Origin of the sequence: Shewanella sp. UCD-FRSSP16_17, from assembly GCF_001675935.1 — a bacterium.
In the GTDB taxonomy this organism is placed as follows: domain Bacteria; phylum Pseudomonadota; class Gammaproteobacteria; order Enterobacterales; family Shewanellaceae; genus Shewanella; species Shewanella japonica.
The window spans coordinates 806,340-829,742 of record NZ_LZFV01000001.1 but is presented as its reverse complement, the minus strand read 5'-3'; the positions used below and the strand labels follow the sequence as shown (position 1 = coordinate 829,742).

At 39.3% G+C, this 23,403-nt stretch carries 12 protein-coding genes; all 12 read left to right on the top strand.

The genetic code is table 11. From position 1 onward, the window contains the following. Positions 1 to 16 precede the first annotated feature (16 nt). The 12 genes from prc (at position 17) to xylA (ending at position 23,324) form a co-directional block, all read left to right on the top strand. Complete coding sequence (gene prc / locus A9267_RS03485) at positions 17 to 2,131, top strand: carboxy terminal-processing peptidase (RefSeq protein WP_065108248.1); 2,115 nt, start codon at positions 17 to 19, stop codon at positions 2,129 to 2,131. A 94-nt stretch (positions 2,132 to 2,225) separates the two neighbouring features. Then, positions 2,226 to 4,781: an aminopeptidase N gene (gene pepN / locus A9267_RS03480; protein ID WP_065108247.1), complete on the top strand. Its 2,556-nt coding sequence runs from the start codon at positions 2,226 to 2,228 to the stop codon at positions 4,779 to 4,781. Positions 4,782 to 4,921: 140 nt separating this feature from the next. After that, positions 4,922 to 5,137, top strand: coding sequence for a DUF2835 family protein (locus A9267_RS03475; RefSeq protein ID WP_065108246.1), 216 nt, complete (start codon positions 4,922 to 4,924; stop codon positions 5,135 to 5,137). A gap of 315 nt (positions 5,138 to 5,452) precedes the next feature. Next, complete coding sequence (locus A9267_RS03470; RefSeq protein WP_065108245.1) at positions 5,453 to 7,561, top strand: DUF1302 domain-containing protein; 2,109 nt, start codon at positions 5,453 to 5,455, stop codon at positions 7,559 to 7,561. A gap of 13 nt (positions 7,562 to 7,574) precedes the next feature. Then, on the top strand, positions 7,575 to 8,939 hold the full coding sequence (locus A9267_RS03465; protein ID WP_055024468.1) for a DUF1329 domain-containing protein: 1,365 nt from the start codon (positions 7,575 to 7,577) through the stop codon (positions 8,937 to 8,939). A 48-nt stretch (positions 8,940 to 8,987) separates the two neighbouring features. Next, complete coding sequence (locus tag A9267_RS03460; protein ID WP_065108244.1) at positions 8,988 to 9,998, top strand: YCF48-related protein; 1,011 nt, start codon at positions 8,988 to 8,990, stop codon at positions 9,996 to 9,998. A 132-nt stretch (positions 9,999 to 10,130) separates the two neighbouring features. Then, positions 10,131 to 12,485, top strand: coding sequence for an efflux RND transporter permease subunit (locus A9267_RS03455; protein ID WP_065108243.1), 2,355 nt, complete (start codon positions 10,131 to 10,133; stop codon positions 12,483 to 12,485). A 267-nt stretch (positions 12,486 to 12,752) separates the two neighbouring features. Next, a complete protein-coding gene (locus A9267_RS03450) occupies positions 12,753 to 17,597 on the top strand; it encodes an NAD-glutamate dehydrogenase (RefSeq protein WP_065108242.1) in 4,845 nt (1,614 codons plus the stop codon). Between the two features lie 65 nt (positions 17,598 to 17,662). Next, a complete protein-coding gene (pyrD, locus tag A9267_RS03445) occupies positions 17,663 to 18,685 on the top strand; it encodes a quinone-dependent dihydroorotate dehydrogenase (RefSeq protein WP_055024472.1) in 1,023 nt (340 codons plus the stop codon). A 187-nt stretch (positions 18,686 to 18,872) separates the two neighbouring features. Further along, positions 18,873 to 19,406 (top strand): cell division protein ZapC, encoded by a 534-nt coding sequence (locus tag A9267_RS03440; protein WP_065108241.1) that lies wholly within the window; start codon positions 18,873 to 18,875, stop codon positions 19,404 to 19,406. A 1,073-nt stretch (positions 19,407 to 20,479) separates the two neighbouring features. Beyond that, positions 20,480 to 21,934, top strand: coding sequence for a xylulokinase (xylB, locus tag A9267_RS03435; protein ID WP_065108240.1), 1,455 nt, complete (start codon positions 20,480 to 20,482; stop codon positions 21,932 to 21,934). Positions 21,935 to 22,007: 73 nt separating this feature from the next. Next, a complete protein-coding gene (gene xylA, locus A9267_RS03430) occupies positions 22,008 to 23,324 on the top strand; it encodes a xylose isomerase (RefSeq protein WP_065108239.1) in 1,317 nt (438 codons plus the stop codon). Positions 23,325 to 23,403: the final 79 nt, after the last annotated feature.

Genomic DNA, 23,403 nt, shown 5'->3' with positions numbered 1-23,403 from the left:
AAGGAGTAACTTGTTGATGCGAAAACTCACTTTGGCTGCGTCGATTGCCACTTTATTTGTCGGTTTTTCGGCTTGGGCAATTTCACCCACTATTCAAATCAACGAGTTACCCAAACTTGAGCAAGAGCCTCAACATAAGGTTGCGAGTAAAAGAGTAACGAATTTATTTACCCGTTCTCATTACCATCGCTTTGAACTTGATGATGCTTTTTCTAAGCTCATTTATGACCGTTATCTGCAACAGTTAGATTTCAGACGTAATGTGCTTACCCAAGCTGATGTAAATAGCTTCAAGCAGTATCAAACTCAGTTTGACGATATGGTCAAAACGGGCAATATCGCTCCTGCCTTTGATATGTTCTCTTTATTGCAAAAACGTCGCTATGAACGTTTTGCCTATGCGTTAACTTTACTTGATAAAGAATTCGACTTTACCGAAGCTGGTGATGCTTATGAGTTCGATCGTGAAGAAGCTGCTTGGCCAAAAGATGAAGCTGAACTTAATGAGCTTTGGCGTCAGCGTGTTAAATACGATGCATTGAATCTTAAACTTGCTGGTAAAGACTGGGAAGAAACAGTCGAAGTACTCGGTAAGCGTTATAACAATGCTATCAAGCGTCTGAGCCAAACTCACAGTGAAGATGTATTCCAAGGTGTGATGAACGCCTTTGCGCGTACAGTAGAACCTCATACAAGTTATTTATCTCCTCGTAATGCTGAACGTTTCCAAATGGAAATGAACCTAAGCCTCGAAGGCATTGGTGCTGTATTACAGATGGATGACGATTACACTGTCATTAAAAGTCTTGTTGCTGGTGGCCCTGCGGCTAGTAGTGAAAAACTATCACCTGAAGATAAAATCATTGGTGTAGGCCAAAAAGACGGTGAAATTGTTGATGTTATCGGCTGGCGATTAGATGATGTAGTTGAATTAATCAAAGGGCCAAAAGGCAGTGAGGTTAATTTACAAATACTACCTAAAAAAGGTGGCGCTAATGCGAAAACTTTCGAAGTAACTATCATTCGAGATAAAATTCGCTTAGAAGACCGAGCTGCAACATCTAAAGTTGTTGAACCAACAGAAGGTGAGTATGCCAACCGTAAGGTCGGGGTTATTCAAATTCCTGGTTTCTACATGAACTTATCTGTAGATGTAGAAAAAGAAATTGCCAAACTGAAAGAAGATAACGTAGAAGGCATTATCATCGATTTACGTGGCAATGGCGGCGGTGCGTTAACCGAGGCTACTTTGCTTACCGGACTATTCATCGATATGGGCCCAGTGGTTCAAATTCGTGATGCCAATGGCCGCGTAACTCAAAATCGTGATAACGACGGTAAGAGTGCTTATAACGGTCCACTAACAGTAATGGTCGATCGCTATAGCGCTTCAGCTTCAGAAATTTTTGCTGCAGCACTGCAAGATTACGAGCGTGCACTCATTGTTGGTGAAGCAAGTTTTGGTAAAGGTACTGTGCAACAACACAAGAGCCTTGGCCGCATTTACGACATGTATGAAAAACCAATTGGTCATGTTCAATACACTATCGCAAAGTTCTATCGTATTAATGGTGGCAGTACTCAGCTTAAAGGTGTAACACCTGACATTAAATTCCCAAGTGCCTTAGAGCCGGGCGAATATGGTGAATCTGAAGAGAAAAACGCCTTACCTTGGGATAAAGTGCCAGTTGCGCAATACGGAACACTTGGCAATATCTATCCTGAGCTGATTACCAAGCTTGATACTAAGCATCAGCAACGTATTAAAACGGATGTCGAATTTGGTTATATTTTTGATGATATAGCAGAATTTAAAAAGCATCATAACGATAAGACGATTTCATTAGTTGAAAGTGAGCGTATTGCATCACGTGAAGAAGACGAAAAACGTATTCTTGATCGTACCAATGAACGCCGCGTTAAGAATGGACTAGAGCCTCTTGCGTCTTTAGATGATGAAGATGAAGAATCAACTGAGACTGAAACAACTGAAGTTGCAGAAAGCGAAGCCGCTGAAAGTGAAACAGATGCGTCAGATGAAGATGAATTAGAAGTGCCAGATGCGTTCTTAGAAGAAACAGCATTAATCACTTTAGATATGGTTGATGCTAAAAAACTAGCTGCGAAGTAATCATTATTTCGCCAGAAAAAAACGCGCTTTAAGCGCGTTTTTTATTAAGTAAAATTTATCGCATAATTTGCTAAGTGTTATTCAAGGATTATTTATGACTCAAGCTCAAGCAAAACACCTAAAAGATTACCAAGCACCCGCTTATACCATTAGCCATATTGATTTAAATTTCGATTTAAAGGGCAATGAAACCACAGTTGTAGCCACCAGTAAGGTGCAACGTGTTGGTCAACATACCGAAAATTTAATCTTGGTTGGTGAGCAAATAAATTTACAGTCTGTTTTGATAAACGGTGACAAAGCTCAATATCAAGAAGCAAATAATGAATTAGTGATTCAAACGAGCCTTGATGACTTTGAATTAACCCTAGTGACCTTACAAGATCCTGAGGCTAATTCTAGCCTAGAGGGCTTGTATATGTCTGATGGCGCATACTGTACCCAGTGTGAAGCCGAAGGCTTCAGAAGAATTACTTATTTCTTAGACCGTCCAGATGTCCTTGCTATTTATACTGTGAGAGTTGAAGCGGACAAAACTGCATTTCCTTTTTTGTTAAGTAACGGCAACCTTGTCGAGAAGGGGGAAACAACTGCAGGCCGTCATTATGTCCGCTGGGAAGATCCATTTCCAAAACCAAGCTACCTTTTTGCGCTAGTTGCGGGTGATTTTGACTTATTAGAAGATAAGTTTGTGACTCGTAGCGGCCGCGAAGTCAAGTTACAGGTGTTTGTCGATAAAGGTAATTTACACAAAGCTAATCATGCAATGGTATCACTGCAAAAGTCGATGGCATGGGATGAAAGCCGTTTTGATTTAGAATATGACTTAGACATCTACATGATTGTTGCTGTTGACTTTTTCAACATGGGCGCCATGGAAAATAAAGGCTTGAATGTCTTTAACACCAAATACGTATTAGCTGACACTGCAAGCGCTACCGATGAAGATTATCATGGTATCGAGTCTGTCGTGGGTCATGAGTATTTCCATAACTGGACGGGTAACCGTGTCACATGTCGTGATTGGTTCCAACTAAGCCTGAAAGAAGGCTTAACTGTATTTAGAGATCAAGAGTTTAGCTCTGACTTAGGTTCCCGTGCGGTTAATCGTATTCAAGCAATCCGCGTTATGAAAAATCAGCAGTTTGCTGAAGATGCAGGCCCAATGTCGCATCCAATTCGTCCAGAATCAGTCATTGAGATGAATAACTTTTACACCGTGACTGTTTACAACAAAGGTGCTGAAGTCATTCGCATGATGCACACCATTTTAGGTGAGAAAAATTTCCAATTAGGCATGAAGTGCTATTTCGAACGTCACGATGGACAAGCTGTGACTTGCGATGACTTTGTTAACGCTATGGAATCAGCGAGCGGTATCGATTTAGGTTTATTTAGAAATTGGTACAGCCAAGCAGGTACCCCCGTTGTTAGCGTGACAGACAGCTTTGATGCCGATAAAAAGCAATATCAGTTAACAGTTAAACAATCAGTGCAATCACAAGGCGAGAAAGGCAAGTTGTTGCATATACCTTTCAGCGTAGAATTATTAGATGCCGAAGGTCAGTCGATAAATAATCAAGTGTTGGCAGTCAAGCAAGCTGAGCAAACCTTCACCTTTGATGGTATTGAGTCAATGCCAGTGCCTTCATTACTGCAAGATTTTTCAGCGCCAGTGCGTCTAGATTATGAATTTAATGTCGATCAATTAGTGCACTTAACTCGATTTGCAACCAGTGAAGTCGCTCGTTGGGAAGCATCTGTTGGTTTATTCAGCCAAGCGGTTTGGCAAAATGTGGAAAGCCTTTCAGCAAAAGAATCAATGCATCTTGACCCAAGAGTGATTGAAGCGATTCGAGGCGTAATTTTAGATGAGAATATCGATAAAGCGCTAGTTGCTGAAATACTTGCTTTCCCAACAGCTGCGGCGCTTATTGAACAAGTTGATACGGTAAACTTAGATGCTTTACAAGCTGCTAGAGAATTTGTTGTAGATGAGCTTGCTGAAGCTTGCTTAGATGAATTAGTCACGCGTTATCGTTCATTAATTACTGAAGATAACCCTGCAGCACGTGCATTTAAAAACATCTGTTTAGTCTTGTTGTCTCGAGTGTCTTCTGAATATGAAGAGTTAGTGACTGAACAATATAAAGCAGCAGCCAATATGACCGATAGCTTAGCAGCACTTAAAGCCGCTGTTTCTGGTCAATTAAGCTGCAAAGATGCATTAATGCAAGATTTCGAACAAAAATGGTTATCGACTCCGTTAGTGATGGATAAGTGGTTTAGCTTACAAGCATCTCAAAATACACCTGAGGTACTCGAGGTTATCAAATCACTGACCAAGCATGAAAGCTTTAGTTTTAATAACCCAAATCGTGTTCGTTCTTTGATTGGTTTCTTCGTGGCGGCAAACACTTATCAATTCCATGAGGCAAATGGCTCTGGGTATGAGTATTTGACTGATATTTTAATTAAGTTAAATGAGCTGAATCCACAAACGGCAGCAAGAATGATAACGCCACTGATTCAATTCAGTAAGTTTGATCTCGAACGTCAGCAAAAAATGAAACAGTGCTTACTTCGCTTAAAAGGCTTACCTAATTTATCAAAAGATTTATTTGAAAAAGTTGAAAAAGCCCTCGCTTAACCCTTAATAAATTACCACTGATAATGTGATGTTATCAGTGGTAATCTTCATATTAATTACTTCAATTACCGAGTGACAATACCTGCCAAATTAATTAGCATTACCTTTCATATCACAGCGCATAGAGTTTGTTTCACACCATGCAATTTACTTTTACCATGTATATTAGTTTTGAAGACTTCCTTCCTTATTACCGAGGCTATGTAAAAAATGTTGAGGTGAGGGATGTAAGAGGCAAACTATTACACATTAATGGTAAATATTTCAGACCATTTGTTACCACTTCTGGTATTCAAGGTCAGTTCGTTTTGCAACTGGATGCCTCTGGAAAATTTATTTCTCTAAATAAAATTTAGAGTAAATACTTCAAACGTTCAATTGATTTTAAAAAAGTAAATTAGCTAAGTCTTGTTTCAATTAACTTTATGATTTTATTTGTTATTTATTAACTAATATCATCTAGTAGTCAATTCGTGTGATCTAATTCAAATAAAGTTCAGTTTAATCTCTCAAAAAATCTCCTAACTACACCAATTCGTTAACAAATTTTCTGTTTTTTGAACTTGCTCAATGATGTTAATTGCTGTAACAATGGTGTTGCCTGCAGGCTAACAAAATGTTGGTTCAAATCCTATAACAACGAATCCGGCAGGTTACGGAGAGAAGCAAAAATGAATATTGTTAAAAGACGCTTTAACAAGTCGGCACTCGCTTTGGGGGTGATGTCGGCATTGACTTTAGGGATGAGCAGTAGCGCTAGTGCTGTTTCATTTGATTGGGGTGAAGTACGAGGCACTTTCGATTCTACTTGGACAGTCGGGGCTAGCTGGCGTGTGTCTGAGCGTGATTGGGAAGGGCAAATCGGTAAAGTTAACCAGCCACAATTTGATTGGTCTGGTTATTCTGCTTTTGGTGCGCCTTTTGGCCAAACACCAAAGTACACCACTTCTCAAATCTGGAGCCAACCAGGCTCATATTCAAGTAACAATGACTTAAGTAATCTACTTTATTCTCAAGGTGATACCACCTCAGAAATTTTTAAAGGCTTACACGAGTTATCGTTGGAATACAAAAATTATGGTTTATTCGTTCGTGGAATGTATTTTTACGATCGTAAATTAAACGATGGTGATTATGATTTTAACGATCCTCTTACTGGTAACGAATTTGATCCATGTGAAGATGACCGCGCATCAGAAGTTCAGTGTAAAGATGTTCGCTTATTAGATGCCTTTGTTTACGCTAACTGGGACTTTAATGATGGCCAAAACCCATTATCTGTTCGTGTTGGTAACCAAGTGGTTTCTTGGGGCGAAAGTACCCTAATTCCTCATGGCATTGGTGTTATTAATGCTGTGGATTTAAACATTTTGAATGCACCAGGTGCAGAGCTTAAAGAAGCGTTCCGTCCACAAGGTATGGTGTGGGCTTCTTTGGGTATTACCGATAATTTATCGGTTGAAGCTTATTACCAATATGACTGGGAGCCTATTTGGGTACCTACACCAGGTTCTAATTTTGCAACCAATGATTTTGCAGGTTTTGGTGGTTATGCCCAAAACGCACAATTAGGTTTCAATGCTAACCCAGATATTAACCTTGAATTTTTAATGTCTGAATATACCGAATTATATGGTGCAGCAGGTGCAGCTTTAGCTGCTGCAACTAGTCCTGAGGAGTATCAGGAAATTGCAAATTCATATGCAACTCTTATGGTGCCTTACGCAACTAAAGTCGCGCTTGTGCAAGATGAAGAAAAACCAAGTGATGATGGTCAATACGGTATCAAGTTAGGTTATTACGCACCAAGTTTAGGCGAAACAGAATTTGGTTTGTATTACATGAATTACCATAGCCGTCGACCGCTGATCAGTGGTACCGCTTCAAACTTTAATGCGGCAGCTGTGTCAAGTGATTTTGGCAAACTAATGGCAAGTGGCGGTGAAATTGACCGCGAATTGCTGTTAAGCATGGAAACCTTCACTAAAGCGCAAATTGTTTACCCTGAAGATATTCAGCTTTATGGTTTCAGCTTTAACACTTTAGTGGGTGATACTTCAGTTGCAGGTGAAATTGCACATCGTATTGATGAACCATTACAAATCGATGATGTTGAATTACTCTTCGCTGGTATGCCTCAGCAACTAGCTAATACTGATATTGAAAGCGATGAAGCTGGTTTGCCTAGAAATGACTTAGATGGTATCTCACAAATTGAAGGTGTTAAACCTGGCGAATCTATAGATGGTTTTATCCTATCAGACACAACTCAAGCTCAAGTAACATTTACTCATTTATTTGGACCAACATTAGGTACAGATAACTTAACAATGTTAGCTGAGATTGGTGGTGTCTGGATCCATGACATGCCTGGCTTTGATGAGCTTCGCCTAAATGGGCCTGGTACCGCTCGTTCTGGTGGTAATCCTGATATGCCAGGTATTATCGAAGCTCTGCACGATGGTCCTGAAACCAATCCATTCCCAACTGATTTTGCTTGGGGTTATCGCTTAGTGGCTAAAGCCGACTACAATAATATCTTCGCAGGTGTAAATATGTCACCACGTGTGATTTTCTCACATGATGTTGACGGTATTACACCCGATCCAATGTTCTTATTTACTGAAGGTCGTAAGTCTGTCGCTGTCGGTGTTAACTTTGATTACCGCAGTCGTTGGGGCGCTGATATTTCTTACAACAGCTTCTTTGGTGGTGTAGGAACAACTAATGCAATGACTGACCGAGATTATGTCTCGTTTAACGTCAAGTATTCTATCTAGAAGGACAATAATAATGAAGAAACTGACGATATTATCGGCTGCAGTAATCATGGCGTTTAGCGCTCCTGCAGCGATGGCGAAAGTATCTGAAGCTGAAGCAGCGAAATTGGGTAACGAGCTTACTCCAGTAGGTGCTGTTAAAGCAGGTAATGCTGATGGTTCTATCCCTGCTTGGGATAACGGCATTACATCTCCAGTTGCTGGATATGAAAAAGGAATGCATCATCCAGATCCTTTTCCTTCAGATAAAATTTTATTCACCATTACTAATGCAAATAAAGCGCAATATGCTGAATTTTTAACGCCGGGCCAAAACAAGCTTTTTGAACTGTATCCTGATACATACAAAATGAATGTTTACGAGACTCGCCGTACTGCCTCGTTGCCTCAGTATGTTTATGATGCAACTAAGGCTAATGCATTAAATGCTGAACTTGTAGCAAATGGTAATGGTGTAAGTGGTGCGTCGATAAGTGTACCGTTTCCAATTCCAAATAACGGGTTAGAGGTCATTTGGAACCATATTCTTCGCTATCGTGGTGTTGATATTAAAACTGCACGTAGCCAAGCGGCTCCAACAGCAAGTGGTTCGTACACATTAATTGAAACTGCTGAAGAAATTCGTTTCAGTTACAGTCGTCCAGAAGTGACGTTAGATCAATTAAAAGAGTCGAACACCTTGTTCTTCTTCAAGCAAGTTGTACGTCAACCTGCGCGTCTAGCGGGTACGGCACTACTTGTAAAAGAAACGATGGATCAAGAAGCGCTTCCACGTCAGGCTTGGACCTATAACACAGGACAACGTCGTGTACGTAAAGCACCAAACGTTGCCTTTGATACTCCAGGTACTGTTTCAGATGGTTTAAGAACCACTGATGACTTTGATATGTTTAACGGATCTCCAGTGCGTTATAACTGGGAATTAGTCGGCAAGAAAGAGCTTTATATCCCATATAATGATTACAAGCTTCATTCTGACGCACTTGAATACGATCAAATCTTAACGCCTGGCCATATTAATCCAGAGTTTGCGCGCTGGGAAAAACACCGTGTATGGGAAGTTAAAGCGACCCTTAAAGATGGTATGCGCCATATCTATAAAACACGTGTTTTCTACATCGATGAAGATTCTTGGCAGGTTTCACTAACGGATATGTACGATAACCGTGATGAGTTATACCGTGTAGGTACTGCGCACTCGATTAACTACTATGAAGTTCCGACCCATTGGAGCACGTTAGAAATCTTCCATGATTTACAATCTCGTCGTTACTTAGCGATGGGGTTAGACAACGAAGGGCGCATGTACGATTTTGATGCAAACCTTTCTGAAGCTAACTTCACGCCTGATGCGCTTCGCCGTGCAGGTATTCGTTAAGACCAAATAGGGGCGCAATGCGCCCCTACAATTTCTAAGGAAGTTTGTATGTCGTTCCGCACACTTCGCAATGTTGTCGCTTTTAGTGCCAGTTGTTTTTTAGCTCAAGCGCCAGTCCATGCTCAATTCGATCCACTTTCTGTTCAGCTCCAACCTTTAGCGCAATCTTCTCTTGTTCTTGATTTAGCCAAAGCAGGCAACAGCCTTGTTGCCGTGGGAGAAAGAGGGCATGTGCTTGTTAAGCAAGATAATCAATGGCAACAAGTTGCTACGCCAGTCATCTCACAGTTAACTAAAGTGTTTTTCCTTGATGATAAAAAGGGATGGGCAGTTGGCCATGATGCCACCATTATTCACACCGAAGATGGCGGGTTGACTTGGCGAGTACAGTTTCAGTCTATCGAAGTAGAAAAGCCATTACTTGATATTTTATTCTTCAATGAAAATGAAGGCATCGCAGTGGGTGCTTATGGTTTGTTTTATCGCACAACCGATGGTGGTAAGCAATGGCAGGAAGAGTTTCATGAAGAGCTACTATTTCCGGAAGATGTTTCCTATTTAGCAGATTTAAAAGCAGAAGATGAAGCATTGTATTTATCAGAGCGAGCTGCATTATTACCGCATTTTAACCGTGTTATTCAATTAAGTGATACTCAACTGCTCATGGTTGGTGAACTTGGGTTAGTAGCAACTTCAAATAATAATGGCCAAACATTTGAGACCAAAGATTTTTATTATGAGGGGTCTATGTTTAATGCTATTGAAACAAACGATGCTATTTATGTCATGGGGCTTCGTGGTCACGTGTTTAAAACTGATAAACAATTTACTCAGTGGAATGAAATCGCACTGCCTGTTAAGTCATCCATTAATAATGCCTATATTAAAGATAACTTAGTCTATTTAGTGGGTAACGCTGGGGTGGTGATTGAGCTTGATTCTAACGATGCCGCTAACATTGTCACTCGAAGACAAGGCGAAAACATTGTAGCAATCGAAAGTGACGCTAAAGGTGAACTTTGGTTTGCAGGTTCTAAAGGGTTATTTCAGCTTAAATAGATAATTTAGGCTAAGTTTAATCGAGTTATTCAAGATAAGTTCTAAGCTTTGACATTGAAATTCATTTTAGACTGATATTTGATTTACGTTAGATAAACATAAAAATAAAACAACAATAATAGGGCCGATAAGATGTTAGAAAAACTGGTCAATGGATTTGAAACCCATCTTTTCAGAAACCGTATGTGGGTGATTTTGTCATTCATACTCATTACAATTTTTTTGGGTTACCAAGCTAGCCAATTAAAAATGGATGCGGCGTTCAGCAAAAATATTCCGCTGAATCATGAGTACATGAAAACGTATACCAAACATCAAAAAGATTTTGGTGGGGCGAATAGGATTATGGTGTCTGTTGAAGATACCAGTGGCAATATTTTTAACCCTGAATACTTCGAAACACTTAAAAACGTTCACGATCAATTATTTTTCATTCCTGGAGTTGAACGGTCTCAAGTTAAATCACTTTATTCGCCATCAACTCGCTTTACTGAAGTCGTTGAAGACGGTTTTGCTGGCGGCCCTGTCATTCCAGCAGACTTTCGTAATGATGAATACGGCTTAAATGTAGTCCGCGATAACGTTGAAAAGGCGGGGATTGTTGGACGTTTAGTATCAAATGACTACTCATCAGCCATGTTAACGGCTCAGTTAATGGATTTTGTGGCCAAAACTGACGAAGAAATGGCAGAGTCTGAAGGCGCAGAAAAAGATATTACCACCAAACCATTGAATACCATTCAATTTGCTAAGCAACTTGAAGAAGAGCTACGGGGTAAATACGAAACTGATACGATAAAAATTCATATTATTGGTTTTGCTAAAATGGCTGGTGATGTCGCTGAAGGTGCAAAAGGCGTTTTACTTTTCTTCTTGATTGCGATTTTAATCACCGCCGTCATGGTTTACCTTTTTTCTAAATCATTAATGTTAACTTTATTGCCTTTGATTTGTAGCTTGGTTGCGGTTTGCTGGCAATTGGGATTATTAACGGTAGTGGGTTTCGGTCTTGACCCTATGTCAATTCTTGTCCCTTTCTTGGTATTTGCTATTGGTGTAAGTCATGGCGTACAAATGATTAATGCTGTTAGACGTCGTGTTATTGATGGTCAAAATACAAAAGCCGCTTCAGCGTCAGCTTTTCGCAGTTTATTAGTTCCAGGTGGCGTCGCATTATTATCTGACACCGTGGGCTTTTTAACCTTATTAGCGATTGATATCGGCATTATCCGTGAGCTTGCTATTTCAGCATCGCTAGGTGTTGCGGTTATTATTTTAACCAATCTCATTTTATTGCCTCTGGTCATTTCATACACCACGATAAAGCCAGAAAAAGAAGACCCAGTAAAAAAAGCAAAAATTGAAGGTTTGTGGAAATCGCTATCACGTTTTGCAACGCCAAAATATGCCAGTGTAGTATTAGTCTGTACGGCACTGCTTTATGCCTTTGGTTTTCAGCAAGCTAGCAATATGAAAATTGGTGACTTACAAGGCGGAGCGCCAGCATTGCACCTTGATTCGCGTTATAACCAAGATACTTTTCATATTACCGATAATTACTCAATTACTACCGATTACATGACGGTAATTGTTGAGGCGACACCTGAAGCGTGTACTTATCATTCGATTCTTAATGAAATAGACCAATTTGAATGGATGGTTGGTAATACGCCAGGTGTTGAGTCAACAGCAAGTCTTGCGTCGGTGTCTAAGCAGGTGAATGCTGGTTTTAATGAAGGTAACCCTAAATGGCAGGTGCTTCCACGTACTACAGCAAGTTTGGTTCAAGCTGTAGGGCGGGTGCCAACTACATCTGGTTTGCTTAATGGTAACTGTTCGGTCATGCCAGTGTTTCTTTTCTTAAAGGATCATAAAGCAGAAACGATTGAAGTTGTCACTGCAAAAGTTAAACAAGTTGCAGCACAACTAAACACTGATACCTTGCAATTTAAATTGGCATCAGGACCTGTAGGAGTAATGGCTGCCACTAATGAAGCTGTCAGTGAAGCGCAATTGCCTATGATGATTTATGTGTATGGCGCTGTATTTGTTCTTTGTTTGATAAGTTTCCGTTCAATTAAAGCCACCATAGCAGTCATCGTGCCTTTGTATGTCGTGTCGACTTTAGCTCAAGCATTAATGACTTGGTTAGATATTGGTCTTGCAGTGAGTACGTTACCTGTTATTGCGTTAGGTGTCGGGATTGGTGTTGATTATGGTATTTATATTTTATCGACCATGTCCGGCAAATTAACCCAAGGAATGGCAGTTCAACAAGCGTATTTCGAAGCACTTGTTGAACGAGGTAGTGCGGTTATCTTTACTGGCTTAACATTAGCCATCGGTGTAAGTACTTGGTTCTTCTCGGCACTTAAGTTCCAAATGGACATGGGTATTTTGTTAACTTTCATGTTTTTAGTGAATATGTTGGGGGCGATAATTATTTTACCTGCATTATCAGCAGTATTTTGGCGCAAACCCAAGTAGGTAAACGGTTTAGAATTATAAAGAGGAGCTTAGCTCCTCTTTTTTTTTGCATACTTACTCTATCTAAACGCTTGATTGGTCAAATAGTGACTATAATTGCTGTGTTAACAAGGATTTTAGAGGATCTACCACTAAAATAGTGCTCGAAATAGCATTAAATTAGTAATAAACTTTGCTCCAGATCTCAGTTCTAAAACTGAATCAACAAGCCGAAGCATCCAATATAATGATAAAAGCGCTGCCATAAACGCTTAAGGAAACTGCAACATGGCCTTTAAAGATGCAATGCCTTCAGTACTACTAGAAAATGTAGTCAATTTAATTCATAAAAAAATCCCTAATTCTCAAGCTAAACAAGTTGAGCAATTTGCCAATTGTATATATGCACATATGTCTAAAGACGACTTAAATGCTCGTAATGACAGCGACCTTTATGGTGCAGTATTAAGCCTTTGGAATGCGCTAAACAAATCAGCTAAAACCAACAGCCACATCCGTGTGTTTAACCCAAGTCAGTCAAAACATGGCTGGCAGTCTACCCATAGTATTATTGAAATTATTCAACCTGATATGCCATTTTTGGTTGATTCAGTGACTATGGCATTAAACCGCATGGGCATTACGGCGCATATGGTGTTACATACACCACTTGCTTTACAACGTGATGAGGAATTGGTTAAAGAAGTGTCATTTATTAAAGATGCGCCAGAAGCAACTGAAAATGTTGCGGTATTTTTAATTGAAATTGACCGTCAAAGCAGTGAAAAAGATATTAAAGCCATTGGTAAAGAACTTGAGTCAGTTTTTGCCGATGTCGTCTCATCTGTTGATGATTGGCAACAGATGTCTGACAAATTATCAGAAACCATTAAAAAGTTACCTAAGCAGCCATTTCCTGGTGAAAAAGCCGAAATGGAAGAAGCGACTAACTTTTTGACCTACTTGAATAATCATCATTTCACACTGCTAGGTTATCGTTATTATGAGCTTAAGCGAGTAGAAGGTGATGTTGAGCTTGTTCCAGATTTAGAATCAAGCCTTGGTTTGATGGGACGTTCAAGCAATCAACATAGTGACCGTGGCTTATTACTGTCAACGTTCTCAGCATCTGCCCGTAAAGAAGCATTAGATTCTAGCTTACTCGTATTAACGAAAAGCTCGACTAAAAGTCGTGTTCACCGCCCAGCATATGTCGATTATGTCGGGATTAAACGCTTTGATAAAGCCGGAAACGTGATTGGTGAAGATCGCTTCTTAGGTTTATATGCATCTAACTTATATAACCGTAGCCCTCGCGAAATTCCTTTGCTTGCGGGTAAAGTTGAGCGTGTTATGGAGCAATCAGGTTTAGCGCCTCGCTCCCATGACTATAAAGCCTTGATGAATATCCTTGAGAACTTACCACGTGATGAGCTAATACAAGCTAAAGAAAATCAGCTCGCTGATATAGCTCGTGGTGTTCTGGAAATGCAAGATCGTGACAAATTAAAATTATTTGTCCGTAAAGATGGCTTTGGTCGTTTCTTATCTTGTTTAGTGTATGTGTCAAAAGACCGCTACAACACTAAGTTACGTCAAGATACACAACGTATTTTAGCTCAGCATTTTAACAGTAGTGAAGATGTTGAATTTACTACTTACTTTTCTGAATCAACTTTAGCGCGTACGCATTACATCATCAAAGTTGATAATAATAATATGGATGTCGATGTGGCAGCTATTGAGAAAAACCTAATTGAAGCTGCTCGCTCTTGGGAAGATAAATTACACAGTTCTTTAAATAATGCCTTAGGTGAACAGTCTGGTACTGGATTAACCAAGCGTTACTTAAATGCATTTTCACCAAGCTATAAAGAAGATGTTCTACCAAGTTCAGCTGTGGTTGATATTCAACACCTTGAAGCATTAAATGATGAACATAAGTTAGGAATGTTGTTCTATCAGCCTCAAGAAACGGCATTAAATGACAATAAAGTTAGGTTAAAACTGTTCCATAAAGATGAGCCAATTCATCTTTCTGATGTGTTACCTATGCTTGAAAACTTCGGTTTGCGTGTGATTAACGAGCGCCCATATGAAGTGAAAACAGCTGATGGTCATACATACTGGATTTTAGATTTCTTAATGACAGTTCAAGGTGCTGCAGTCGATAATTTGGCAGACAGTCAAGATCGCTTCCAAAATGCATTATCTCAAGTTTGGGATAAAGAGCTGGAAGACGATGGATTTAACCGGATGATTTTAGCGACTAGCTTAACCGGTCGCGAAGTGTCTATTTTACGTGCATATGCAAAATATATGCGCCAAATTGATGCGACTTTCAGTCAGTCTTACATTGAAGAAACATTCAATCGTTACCCACAAATTGCTGATTTGTTGGTTAAAATGTTTATTCGTAAATTCAATCCTAAGCTTAAAACTCGTACCTTGAGCAAGTTCCTAGAGCAAGTTGATTTACGTCTTGAAGATGTTTCAAGTTTGGATGACGATCGTATTATTCGTCGTTATTTAGATTTAATTAATGCCACATTGCGTACTAACTTCTATCAAACTTTAGAAACAGGTATCAATAAGCCTTATATCTCGTTTAAGTTTTCGCCAGAAGATATCCCAGAGATGCCACGCCCATTACCAAAGTTTGAAATCTTTGTGTATTCGCCGCGTGTTGAAGGTGTTCATTTACGTGGAGGTAAAGTCGCACGTGGTGGATTACGTTGGTCTGATAGACGAGAAGATTTCCGTACCGAAGTACTCGGCCTTGTAAAAGCACAACAAGTTAAAAACACCGTCATTGTGCCAGTGGGAGCTAAAGGTGGTTTTGTTTGTAAACAACTCCCTACTGATGGGGGACGTGAAGCGTTCTTTAATGAAGGTCAAGCATGTTACCGTCTATTTATTCGTGGCTTACTCGATATAAGCGATAACATTATCGAAGGTAATGTCGTGCCACCAAAAGATGTTGTTCGACACGATGAAGATGATGCTTACCTTGTTGTTGCAGCAGATAAAGGCACAGCGACTTTCTCTGACATTGCTAATGAAATTGCTATCGAATACGATTTCTGGCTTGGTGATGCCTTTGCATCGGGTGGTAGTAATGGTTATGACCATAAAAAAATGGGCATTACTGCAAAAGGGGCATGGGAGTCGGTTAAACGTCACTTCCGTGAAGAAGGCATTGACTGTCAAACCACAGACTTTACCTGCTTAGCGGTTGGCGACATGGCGGGCGACGTATTTGGTAACGGTATGCTGTTATCGCGTCACACTAAATTAGTGGCTGCATTTAACCATATGCATATCTTCGTTGACCCAAATCCGGATGTGGAGAAAAGTTATCTTGAGCGTGAACGCTTATTTAACTTACCGCGTTCAAGCTGGGAAGATTACAACACCAAGTTAATGTCTAAGGGCAGTGCTATTTTCCAACGTTCAGCCAAATCATTGAAGCTGACTAAAGAAATTAAAGCGATGCTTGAAACTGATTTAGACACCATGACGCCAAATCAATTGATGCAAGCATTACTGAAAATGCGTGTCGATTTAATTTGGAATGGTGGTATCGGAACTTACGTTAAAGCAACTTCAGAAACACATGCTGAAGTTGGTGATCGTGCTAATGATGCTATTCGAGTAAATGGTAATGAACTGAAAGCTAAAATCATTGGTGAAGGCGGTAACTTAGGTGCGACACAATTAGGTCGTATTGAATTTGCAGCCAATGGCGGCCGAGTCAATACCGACTTTGTTGATAACGTTGGCGGCGTAGACTGCTCAGATAACGAAGTTAACATTAAGATTTTACTTAATACATTGGTTGCTGACGGCGAACTGACTGTTAAGCAACGTAACCGTTTACTTGAAGACATGACCGATGAAGTTGGTGAAATTGTACTTCAAGATTGTAACGACCAAACTCGTACTATTTCAGTCACTCAAGCCCATGGTATTTCTCAGTTAAAAGAGCACATACGCTATATCCAATACCTCGAAAAAGAAGGCAAATTAGATAGAGCGCTTGAATTCTTACCGACCGATGATGAGCTTGCCGAGCGTTTAGCGAATAATCGCCCACTGACTAGACCTGAGTTATCAGTATTGGTGGCTTACGGTAAAATGGTGCTGAAAGAGCAGTTAGTGACTGAAGAAATTACCGAAGATACTTTCTTAAGTAAGTTACTTACGGATTATTTCCCGCAGCAATTACAAGCTAAATATGCTGACAAAATGATTGCACATCCACTGCGTGGTGAAATTATCGCAACATCATTAGCCAATGAATTAGTTAATGACATGGGCTTTAATTTCGTTCAACGCATGCAAGATGAGACAGGTGCCACAGTCGCAGAGGCTGCTATTTGCTATACTATGGCCCGCGAAGTTTTTGGTCTAGCAGAGTTAACTCAGTCAATCACTGAGCTCAATGGCGTCGTATCGGCTGATGTGCAAAGTGAGATGCTACATCAACTACGTCGTAATATGCGTAGAGCCTGTCGTTGGTTTATTCGTCACCGCAATAAAGGTGAGAACATTGAGCAAACAGTGGCATTCTTCAAACCAGTATTTGAAGAGTTAAAAGCCAATGTTGATCAATATATGATTGCTGCAGAAGTGATTGCGATTTCAAGTGAAATAAAATCATTAACAGAACAAGGTGTACCTGAGTCATTAGCGCAAGTTGTTGCTAAAATGAGTACATTATTCTCAGCGTTAGATATTGCTCAGATTGCTGAACTCGAAGGAAAGACTGTTCAATTAGTAGCAGAAACTTACTTCAGATTGGGTGCGAAAGTTGAATTACATTGGTTCCTTGAACAAATCAGCAATCAACCAGTATCGAATCATTGGCAAGCTTTAGCACGTGCAGCCTTCAGAGAAGAGCTTGATTGGCAGCAACGAGCATTGAGCTCAACAGTACTTAGAGCATGTACTGATACGTGTAATGCAGACACAATCATTCAGCAGTGGATTGATAATAATGAGAAGCTATTGGAACGTTGGTTCCATCTACTAGCGGACTTTAAAGTGTCTCAAAGCCATGATTTCGCAAAATTCTCGGTGGCGTTACGTGAACTTAATTTATTGATCCTTCATTGCGAAGGCCCAAGATAATTATTTATAATAAGTGAACAAGCCCTGGCAAATAGCCGGGGCTTTTTTTAGGTTTAGGAGAAAGCATGTTTTTTTACAAAGTGGCACAAAAAGTAATGTTTCAAATGGATCCAGAAGTAGCGCATAACATCGCTATTGGAAGTTTAAAAAACACTGGAAACAACCCTTTAAACCTATTTTATAGTCAAAATGTAAGTGCTGCTCCAGTCACATGCATGGGAATTACATTTAATAACCCTGTAGGGCTTGCTGCGGGCTTAGACAAAGATGGCGAATCAATTGATGCATTTCATGCAATGGGCTTCGGTCACGTTGAAGTAGGGACTGTAACACCACGTCCTCAACCTGGTAACGAACAACCACGTTTATTTAGACTTAAACCTGCTAAAGCGATTATCAATCGAATGGGTTTTAACAATAAAGGTGTTGATAACTTAGTTAGAAATTTAATGGCTAAGAAAACTGACATTATTGTGGGTGTTAATATCGGTAAAAATAAAGATACCCCAGTTGATGAAGGTAAAAATGATTACCTAATTTGTATGGAGAAGGTTTATCAGCATTCAGATTATATTGCAGTAAATATTTCTTCACCAAACACACCAGGTTTACGTACTTTACAGTATGGTGAGCTTTTAGATGACTTATTAAGTTCATTAAAAGCAAAGCAAGCTGAATTAGCTGAAAAACATAATAAGTATGTTCCTATTGCGCTTAAAATTGCGCCAGATTTAACAACAGAAGAGATTGAAAAAATTGCTCAGTCTTTATTAAAGAGTAAATTTGATGGTGCTATTGCCACAAACACCACATTAACTCGTGATGCAGTCGTTGGTTTAGATAATGCAAATGAGATGGGTGGGTTAAGCGGTAAGCCATTAACTGATCTTTCAACTAAAGTGATCAAACAATTAGCTGAATTTTTGAACGGTGAGATCCCAATTATTGGCGTCGGTGGAATTAATAGTGCAGAAGATGCATTAGCTAAATTCGATGCAGGATCGCAATTGGTTCAAATATATACAGGCTTTATTTATCAAGGGCCTGGTTTAATTAATGATATTGTTAATGCTTATAAAGCGAAATAAGATCTTAATAGCTTAAAAACCATACTAAGATCTAAATAATAGATCTTAGTGAGTTATAACGATCGCGTTTTTGATCTTTCGATCGTTATAACTTTCTGATCTCTATATCAATTATTTTAAATAACTTTTGATATTGTTGGAAATATAATCTATTATCAGACTGTATTCTTATAATTAGGTACTAAAAATGTTATTAATGCCAAATAAGGACTGGCAGTGGGAATTTAATGAATGCTATAAGCAATTAAGTATTTCATTGGGTCCTGACATGGAGTTCTTAACTCCATATAAAAGTAAATCTCTCATCCCTGATGCGTTAATAACATCAGAATTTAGTGTCGAGCACGCTAAATTCTATATTCACATGCTTGAAACCTTACCTAAAATTGTCAATATGTCTGATGCGGCGATTGTTCAAACTGCATTAAATGCTACCGCCTCACATTTTTTGCTTAAACCACAAATGCCGAAATCATGGTTTTTTGAAATAAGCCAAGAATGTGTTTATTGCGAAGTTGGTAAACTATTTCTGTTAAATGCTAGTGGTAATAACGTACTGGTATTAGTGGTAGAAAATAGTTTGCAAGCAGCTTTAGTTATGGTGCTATCTAAAGAGTGCCCATTAACCGAAACTAAAGTTTTACAGCAATTTGAAACGATTAAAGTGATGCATAATCGATTAAACCCGCTGAAGAAGATTGCACAGGTTGTTGCTGCGTAACCGCTATAGAGTAGGGTAGTTAATTCAAGTTTATCTCTCAATGAATGCATTACATGCATGAAAATCTAGATGCTATAGATTAATTTCTTTTTAGCTAGCTATATTTTACTTATAAATTCATATTCTTTGTTCCATTTTTCGATATCTCCTACTTTATTTAAGCTTTTATTTCCTATCCCACAATCTTGGTTTCAGTTGCAACTCTAGACATATTGATTAATAAAAGCTCAGTATCACCTGATAATTAGTCACTGTATATTGCTGATAAATTGCTCGTTAAGTTAATTATTAAGCTATAGCTTCGATGCGTTTTCATTTGCATTGTTAGTTAGTGAGGCTGCCAGTTAATGAGGTTGATAGTTATAGACAGTGTTACTCATAATTTGGTTTTTAGCTCATGATATATTTCTCATAGCGAATGGTTATTTTGTTTATGAATTATCTTTTAATTGAAAGCCTGTTAAATCGTGAGTAGCTCTTGAGCTGACTGATATGTTGTCATCATTAAAAACTTACAGTCAATTTCGGCGCTAATATTATTACTACGCGTATCCCTTTCCCTCTTCCTTTCACTAAAGCTTTCATTAACAGTTAACACTGGCCTTTAAAATAATTCTATTAACCTTGAATGCTGTTAAACACTCTTATTATCTAAACCCGAATAAAGAACCATTTACATATTTGATGCAAAGCATAGCTCTCTGTTTAAAATACACTTAACTAAATCGAGCCATTATGCAGTGTTTAGCTTTAGTTATTTGTTCTTAAATCTAAAAATGAATAAACAGGGGGAGATATGTCAAGGATGACGAATTGATATTATTTTTGATATTTCTCGCTGTTCTACAATCTCATATTTCATGTCTTTTGCTACGTTTCAGTTTTTAATGACTGCTTACCTCAGTTGGATGTTCTTCAAGTTACTGTTTTTATAACCTATTGCAAAAATTATTTGAAAAAGTAACTTTTTAATTGTGAGCGGTAACATTTTAATGTAATGTTTATGTTACTTTCATTTGGCGAAGTATTGTTCTCCAATGAGCCTTAATTAAGAACTGTTCGAGGAAGAGACTGTGTACTTAGGGATTGATTTAGGAACATCTTGTATAAAGCTAGTATTGTTAACTGAAGGCGGCACTGTTGTAGATACAGCGAGTGTGTCGCTCACCGTTTCTCGTCCACAACCATTATGGTCAGAACAATCTGCTGAGTCTTGGGGTCAGGCAGCGATGACAGCAATGGACAAACTTGCTGCTAATGGTCAACTCGCAGATTTAAAAGCAATTGGACTTTCAGGCCAAATGCATGGCGCAACATTACTTGATAATCATGGTGACGTACTTCGTCCTACAATGTTATGGAATGATGGTCGAAGTGCAATGCAGTGCTCTAGTATTGAGGAATCAGTGCCTAATGCTCGTCAGCTTACCGGTAACATGATTATGCCAGGTTTTACCGCGCCAAAGTTATTGTGGGTTAAAGAAAACGAGCCTGCGATTTTCGATAAGGTCGCAAAAGTATTATTACCAAAAGATTATGTTCGTTACCTTCTCACAGGTGACTTTGCATCTGATTTATCCGATGCAACAGGCACAGTATGGACTGATGTGGCGAAGCGAGATTGGGATGACAATTTACTGGCTGCTACTGGCCTTTCTCGTGACCACATGCCAACTCTTTATGAAGGGTCTGAAATCACTGGTTACATTAAACCAGAATTAGCCAAACGCTGGGGTATTAAACAAGTGCCAGTGGTTGCCGGTGGCGGTGATAATGCTGCTGGTGCGGTAGGTGTAGGCATTATTAAATCGGGTCAAGCTATGTTGTCTCTTGGTACTTCCGGTGTTTATTTTGCAGTAACTGACGGCTATAAATCAAATCCTGATAGTGCTGTACACAGTTTTTGTCATGCGCTTCCTGGTACATGGCATTTAATGTCTGTGGTATTGAGTGCTGCTTCTTGTTTGAGTTGGTTAGCAAATTTAGTCGGTAATGTCAGTGTACCTGAGTTATTAAATGAATTAGCACAGCAACAATCAGATAATCAATCAGATCTTATTTTCTTACCTTATTTAAGTGGCGAACGCACGCCACACAATAATCCACACGCTAAAGGTGTTTTCTTTGGGCTTACTCATTCAACTGAACGAGCTGACATGACTAAAGCCGTGTTAGAAGGAGTGGGCTATGCATTTGCTGATGGCTGCGATGCATTGCATGCATCGGGCGTAAAGCCTGATGAAGTGTCCTTGATAGGTGGTGGTGCTAAAAGTGAATATTGGCGCATATTATTGGCAAATATTCTTGGCCAAAATCTCGTTTATCGACAAGGCGGCGATGTTGGTCCCGCGCTTGGCGCTGCACGACTTGCACAACTCGCGGTAACACCCAATGCCAATATTGAAGATATTTGTCCTGTACCAACATTAGTTGAGTCATATGAACCCAATCAAGCCGAATTTAACCATCACAAAGAGCGTCGTGAAAAATTCAGCCAAATTTATCAAAACCTAAATTCATTATTTTAATGATTAATAATAAGCGTATTGAAAAAGTAGTGATTTTTTACATGCGTATTTACCTTACTGTTTGGAGAGAACTATGAGTGAATTCTTTAGTGGCGTCAGCAAAATAAAATATGAAGGCCCAGAATCAACTAATCCTTTGGCTTTTCGTTATTACGATGAAAATAAAGTCGTATTAGGTAAAACAATGAAAGAGCATCTGCGTTTTGCAGCATGTTACTGGCATAACTTTTGTTGGAATGGTTTTGATATTTTTGGTGCTAATACCTTTGACCGTCCTTGGTTAGAATCTGGCGAACCTTTAGCAATGGCAAAGCAAAAAGCCGATGTCGCATTTGAGTTTTTCCAAAAGCTTGGTGTTCCTTATTACTGTTTTCATGATGTGGACGTTTCTCCTGAAGGTGCCAGCATTCGTGAATATTTGAATAACTTTGCCGAAATGACGGATGTGCTTGCACAAAAGCAAGAAGAGACCGGCATGAAGTTACTTTGGGGTACTGCAAATTTATTCAGTAATAAGCGTTATATGTCAGGTGGTGCGACGAATCCAGACCCTGAAGTGTTTGCTTATGGCGCAACCCAGGTTTGTACTGCAATGAATGCAACACAACGTTTAGGCGGTGAGAATTACGTATTATGGGGTGGTCGTGAAGGTTACGAAACACTATTAAATACTGATTTAAAGCGTGAACGTGAACAGTTTGCTCGATTCCTTACCATGGTTGTTGAGCATAAGCATAAAATTGGATTTAAAGGTTCTTTATTAATCGAACCTAAACCACAAGAGCCGACTAAGCATCAGTATGATTACGATACAGCAACGGTGCATGGCTTCTTATCTCAGTACGGTTTAGAAAAAGAGTTCCAAGTGAACATCGAAGCTAACCACGCAACGCTAGCAGGACATTCATTCCATCACGAAATTGCTAATGCCTTTGCACTCGATGTGTTTGGCTCTATCGACGCTAACCGTGGCGATCCTCAACTGGGTTGGGATACGGATCAGTTCCCAAATAGTGTCGAAGAAATGACATTAATCATGCATGAAATTTTGAAAGGTGGTGGTTTTAAATCTGGTGGCTTTAACTTTGATACTAAAATTCGCCGTCAAAGTATTGATCCAAATGATTTATTCCACGGCCATATTGGTGGTATGGATACGATTGCTGTGGCATTGCTTAAAGCGGCTGACATGTTTACAGATGCAACCTTAGAGAAAAAGGTTACGCAACGCTATGCAGGTTGGGATGGTGAACTAGGTCAAAACATTTTACATGGTAAGCTAGATTTAGCAGGGTTAAGTGAATTTGCCCAAGCTAAGCAGCTTGACCCTAAACCACAGAGTGGTCAGCAAGAATTATTAGAAAATTATGTTAATCGCATTATTTTTTAATGTTCATACTTTTTCACGTAATCTCATTCTACAAGAAGGTCGCTTGTGAATATTGATTACTTTTTATTGGCTCTTATCA

Bases quoted from the DNA above. Each gene is read 5' to 3' on its own strand.
- prc (WP_065108248.1), top strand. From the start codon at position 17: ATGCGAAAACTCACTTTGGCTGCGTCGATTGCCACTTTATTTGTCGGT.
- pepN (WP_065108247.1), top strand. From the start codon at position 2,226: ATGACTCAAGCTCAAGCAAAACACCTAAAAGATTACCAAGCACCCGCT.
- A9267_RS03475 (WP_065108246.1), top strand. From the start codon at position 4,922: ATGCAATTTACTTTTACCATGTATATTAGTTTTGAAGACTTCCTTCCT.
- A9267_RS03470 (WP_065108245.1), top strand. From the start codon at position 5,453: ATGAATATTGTTAAAAGACGCTTTAACAAGTCGGCACTCGCTTTGGGG.
- A9267_RS03465 (WP_055024468.1), top strand. From the start codon at position 7,575: ATGAAGAAACTGACGATATTATCGGCTGCAGTAATCATGGCGTTTAGC.
- A9267_RS03460 (WP_065108244.1), top strand. From the start codon at position 8,988: ATGTCGTTCCGCACACTTCGCAATGTTGTCGCTTTTAGTGCCAGTTGT.
- A9267_RS03455 (WP_065108243.1), top strand. From the start codon at position 10,131: ATGTTAGAAAAACTGGTCAATGGATTTGAAACCCATCTTTTCAGAAAC.
- A9267_RS03450 (WP_065108242.1), top strand. From the start codon at position 12,753: ATGGCCTTTAAAGATGCAATGCCTTCAGTACTACTAGAAAATGTAGTC.
- pyrD (WP_055024472.1), top strand. From the start codon at position 17,663: ATGTTTTTTTACAAAGTGGCACAAAAAGTAATGTTTCAAATGGATCCA.
- A9267_RS03440 (WP_065108241.1), top strand. From the start codon at position 18,873: ATGTTATTAATGCCAAATAAGGACTGGCAGTGGGAATTTAATGAATGC.
- xylA (WP_065108239.1), top strand. From the start codon at position 22,008: ATGAGTGAATTCTTTAGTGGCGTCAGCAAAATAAAATATGAAGGCCCA.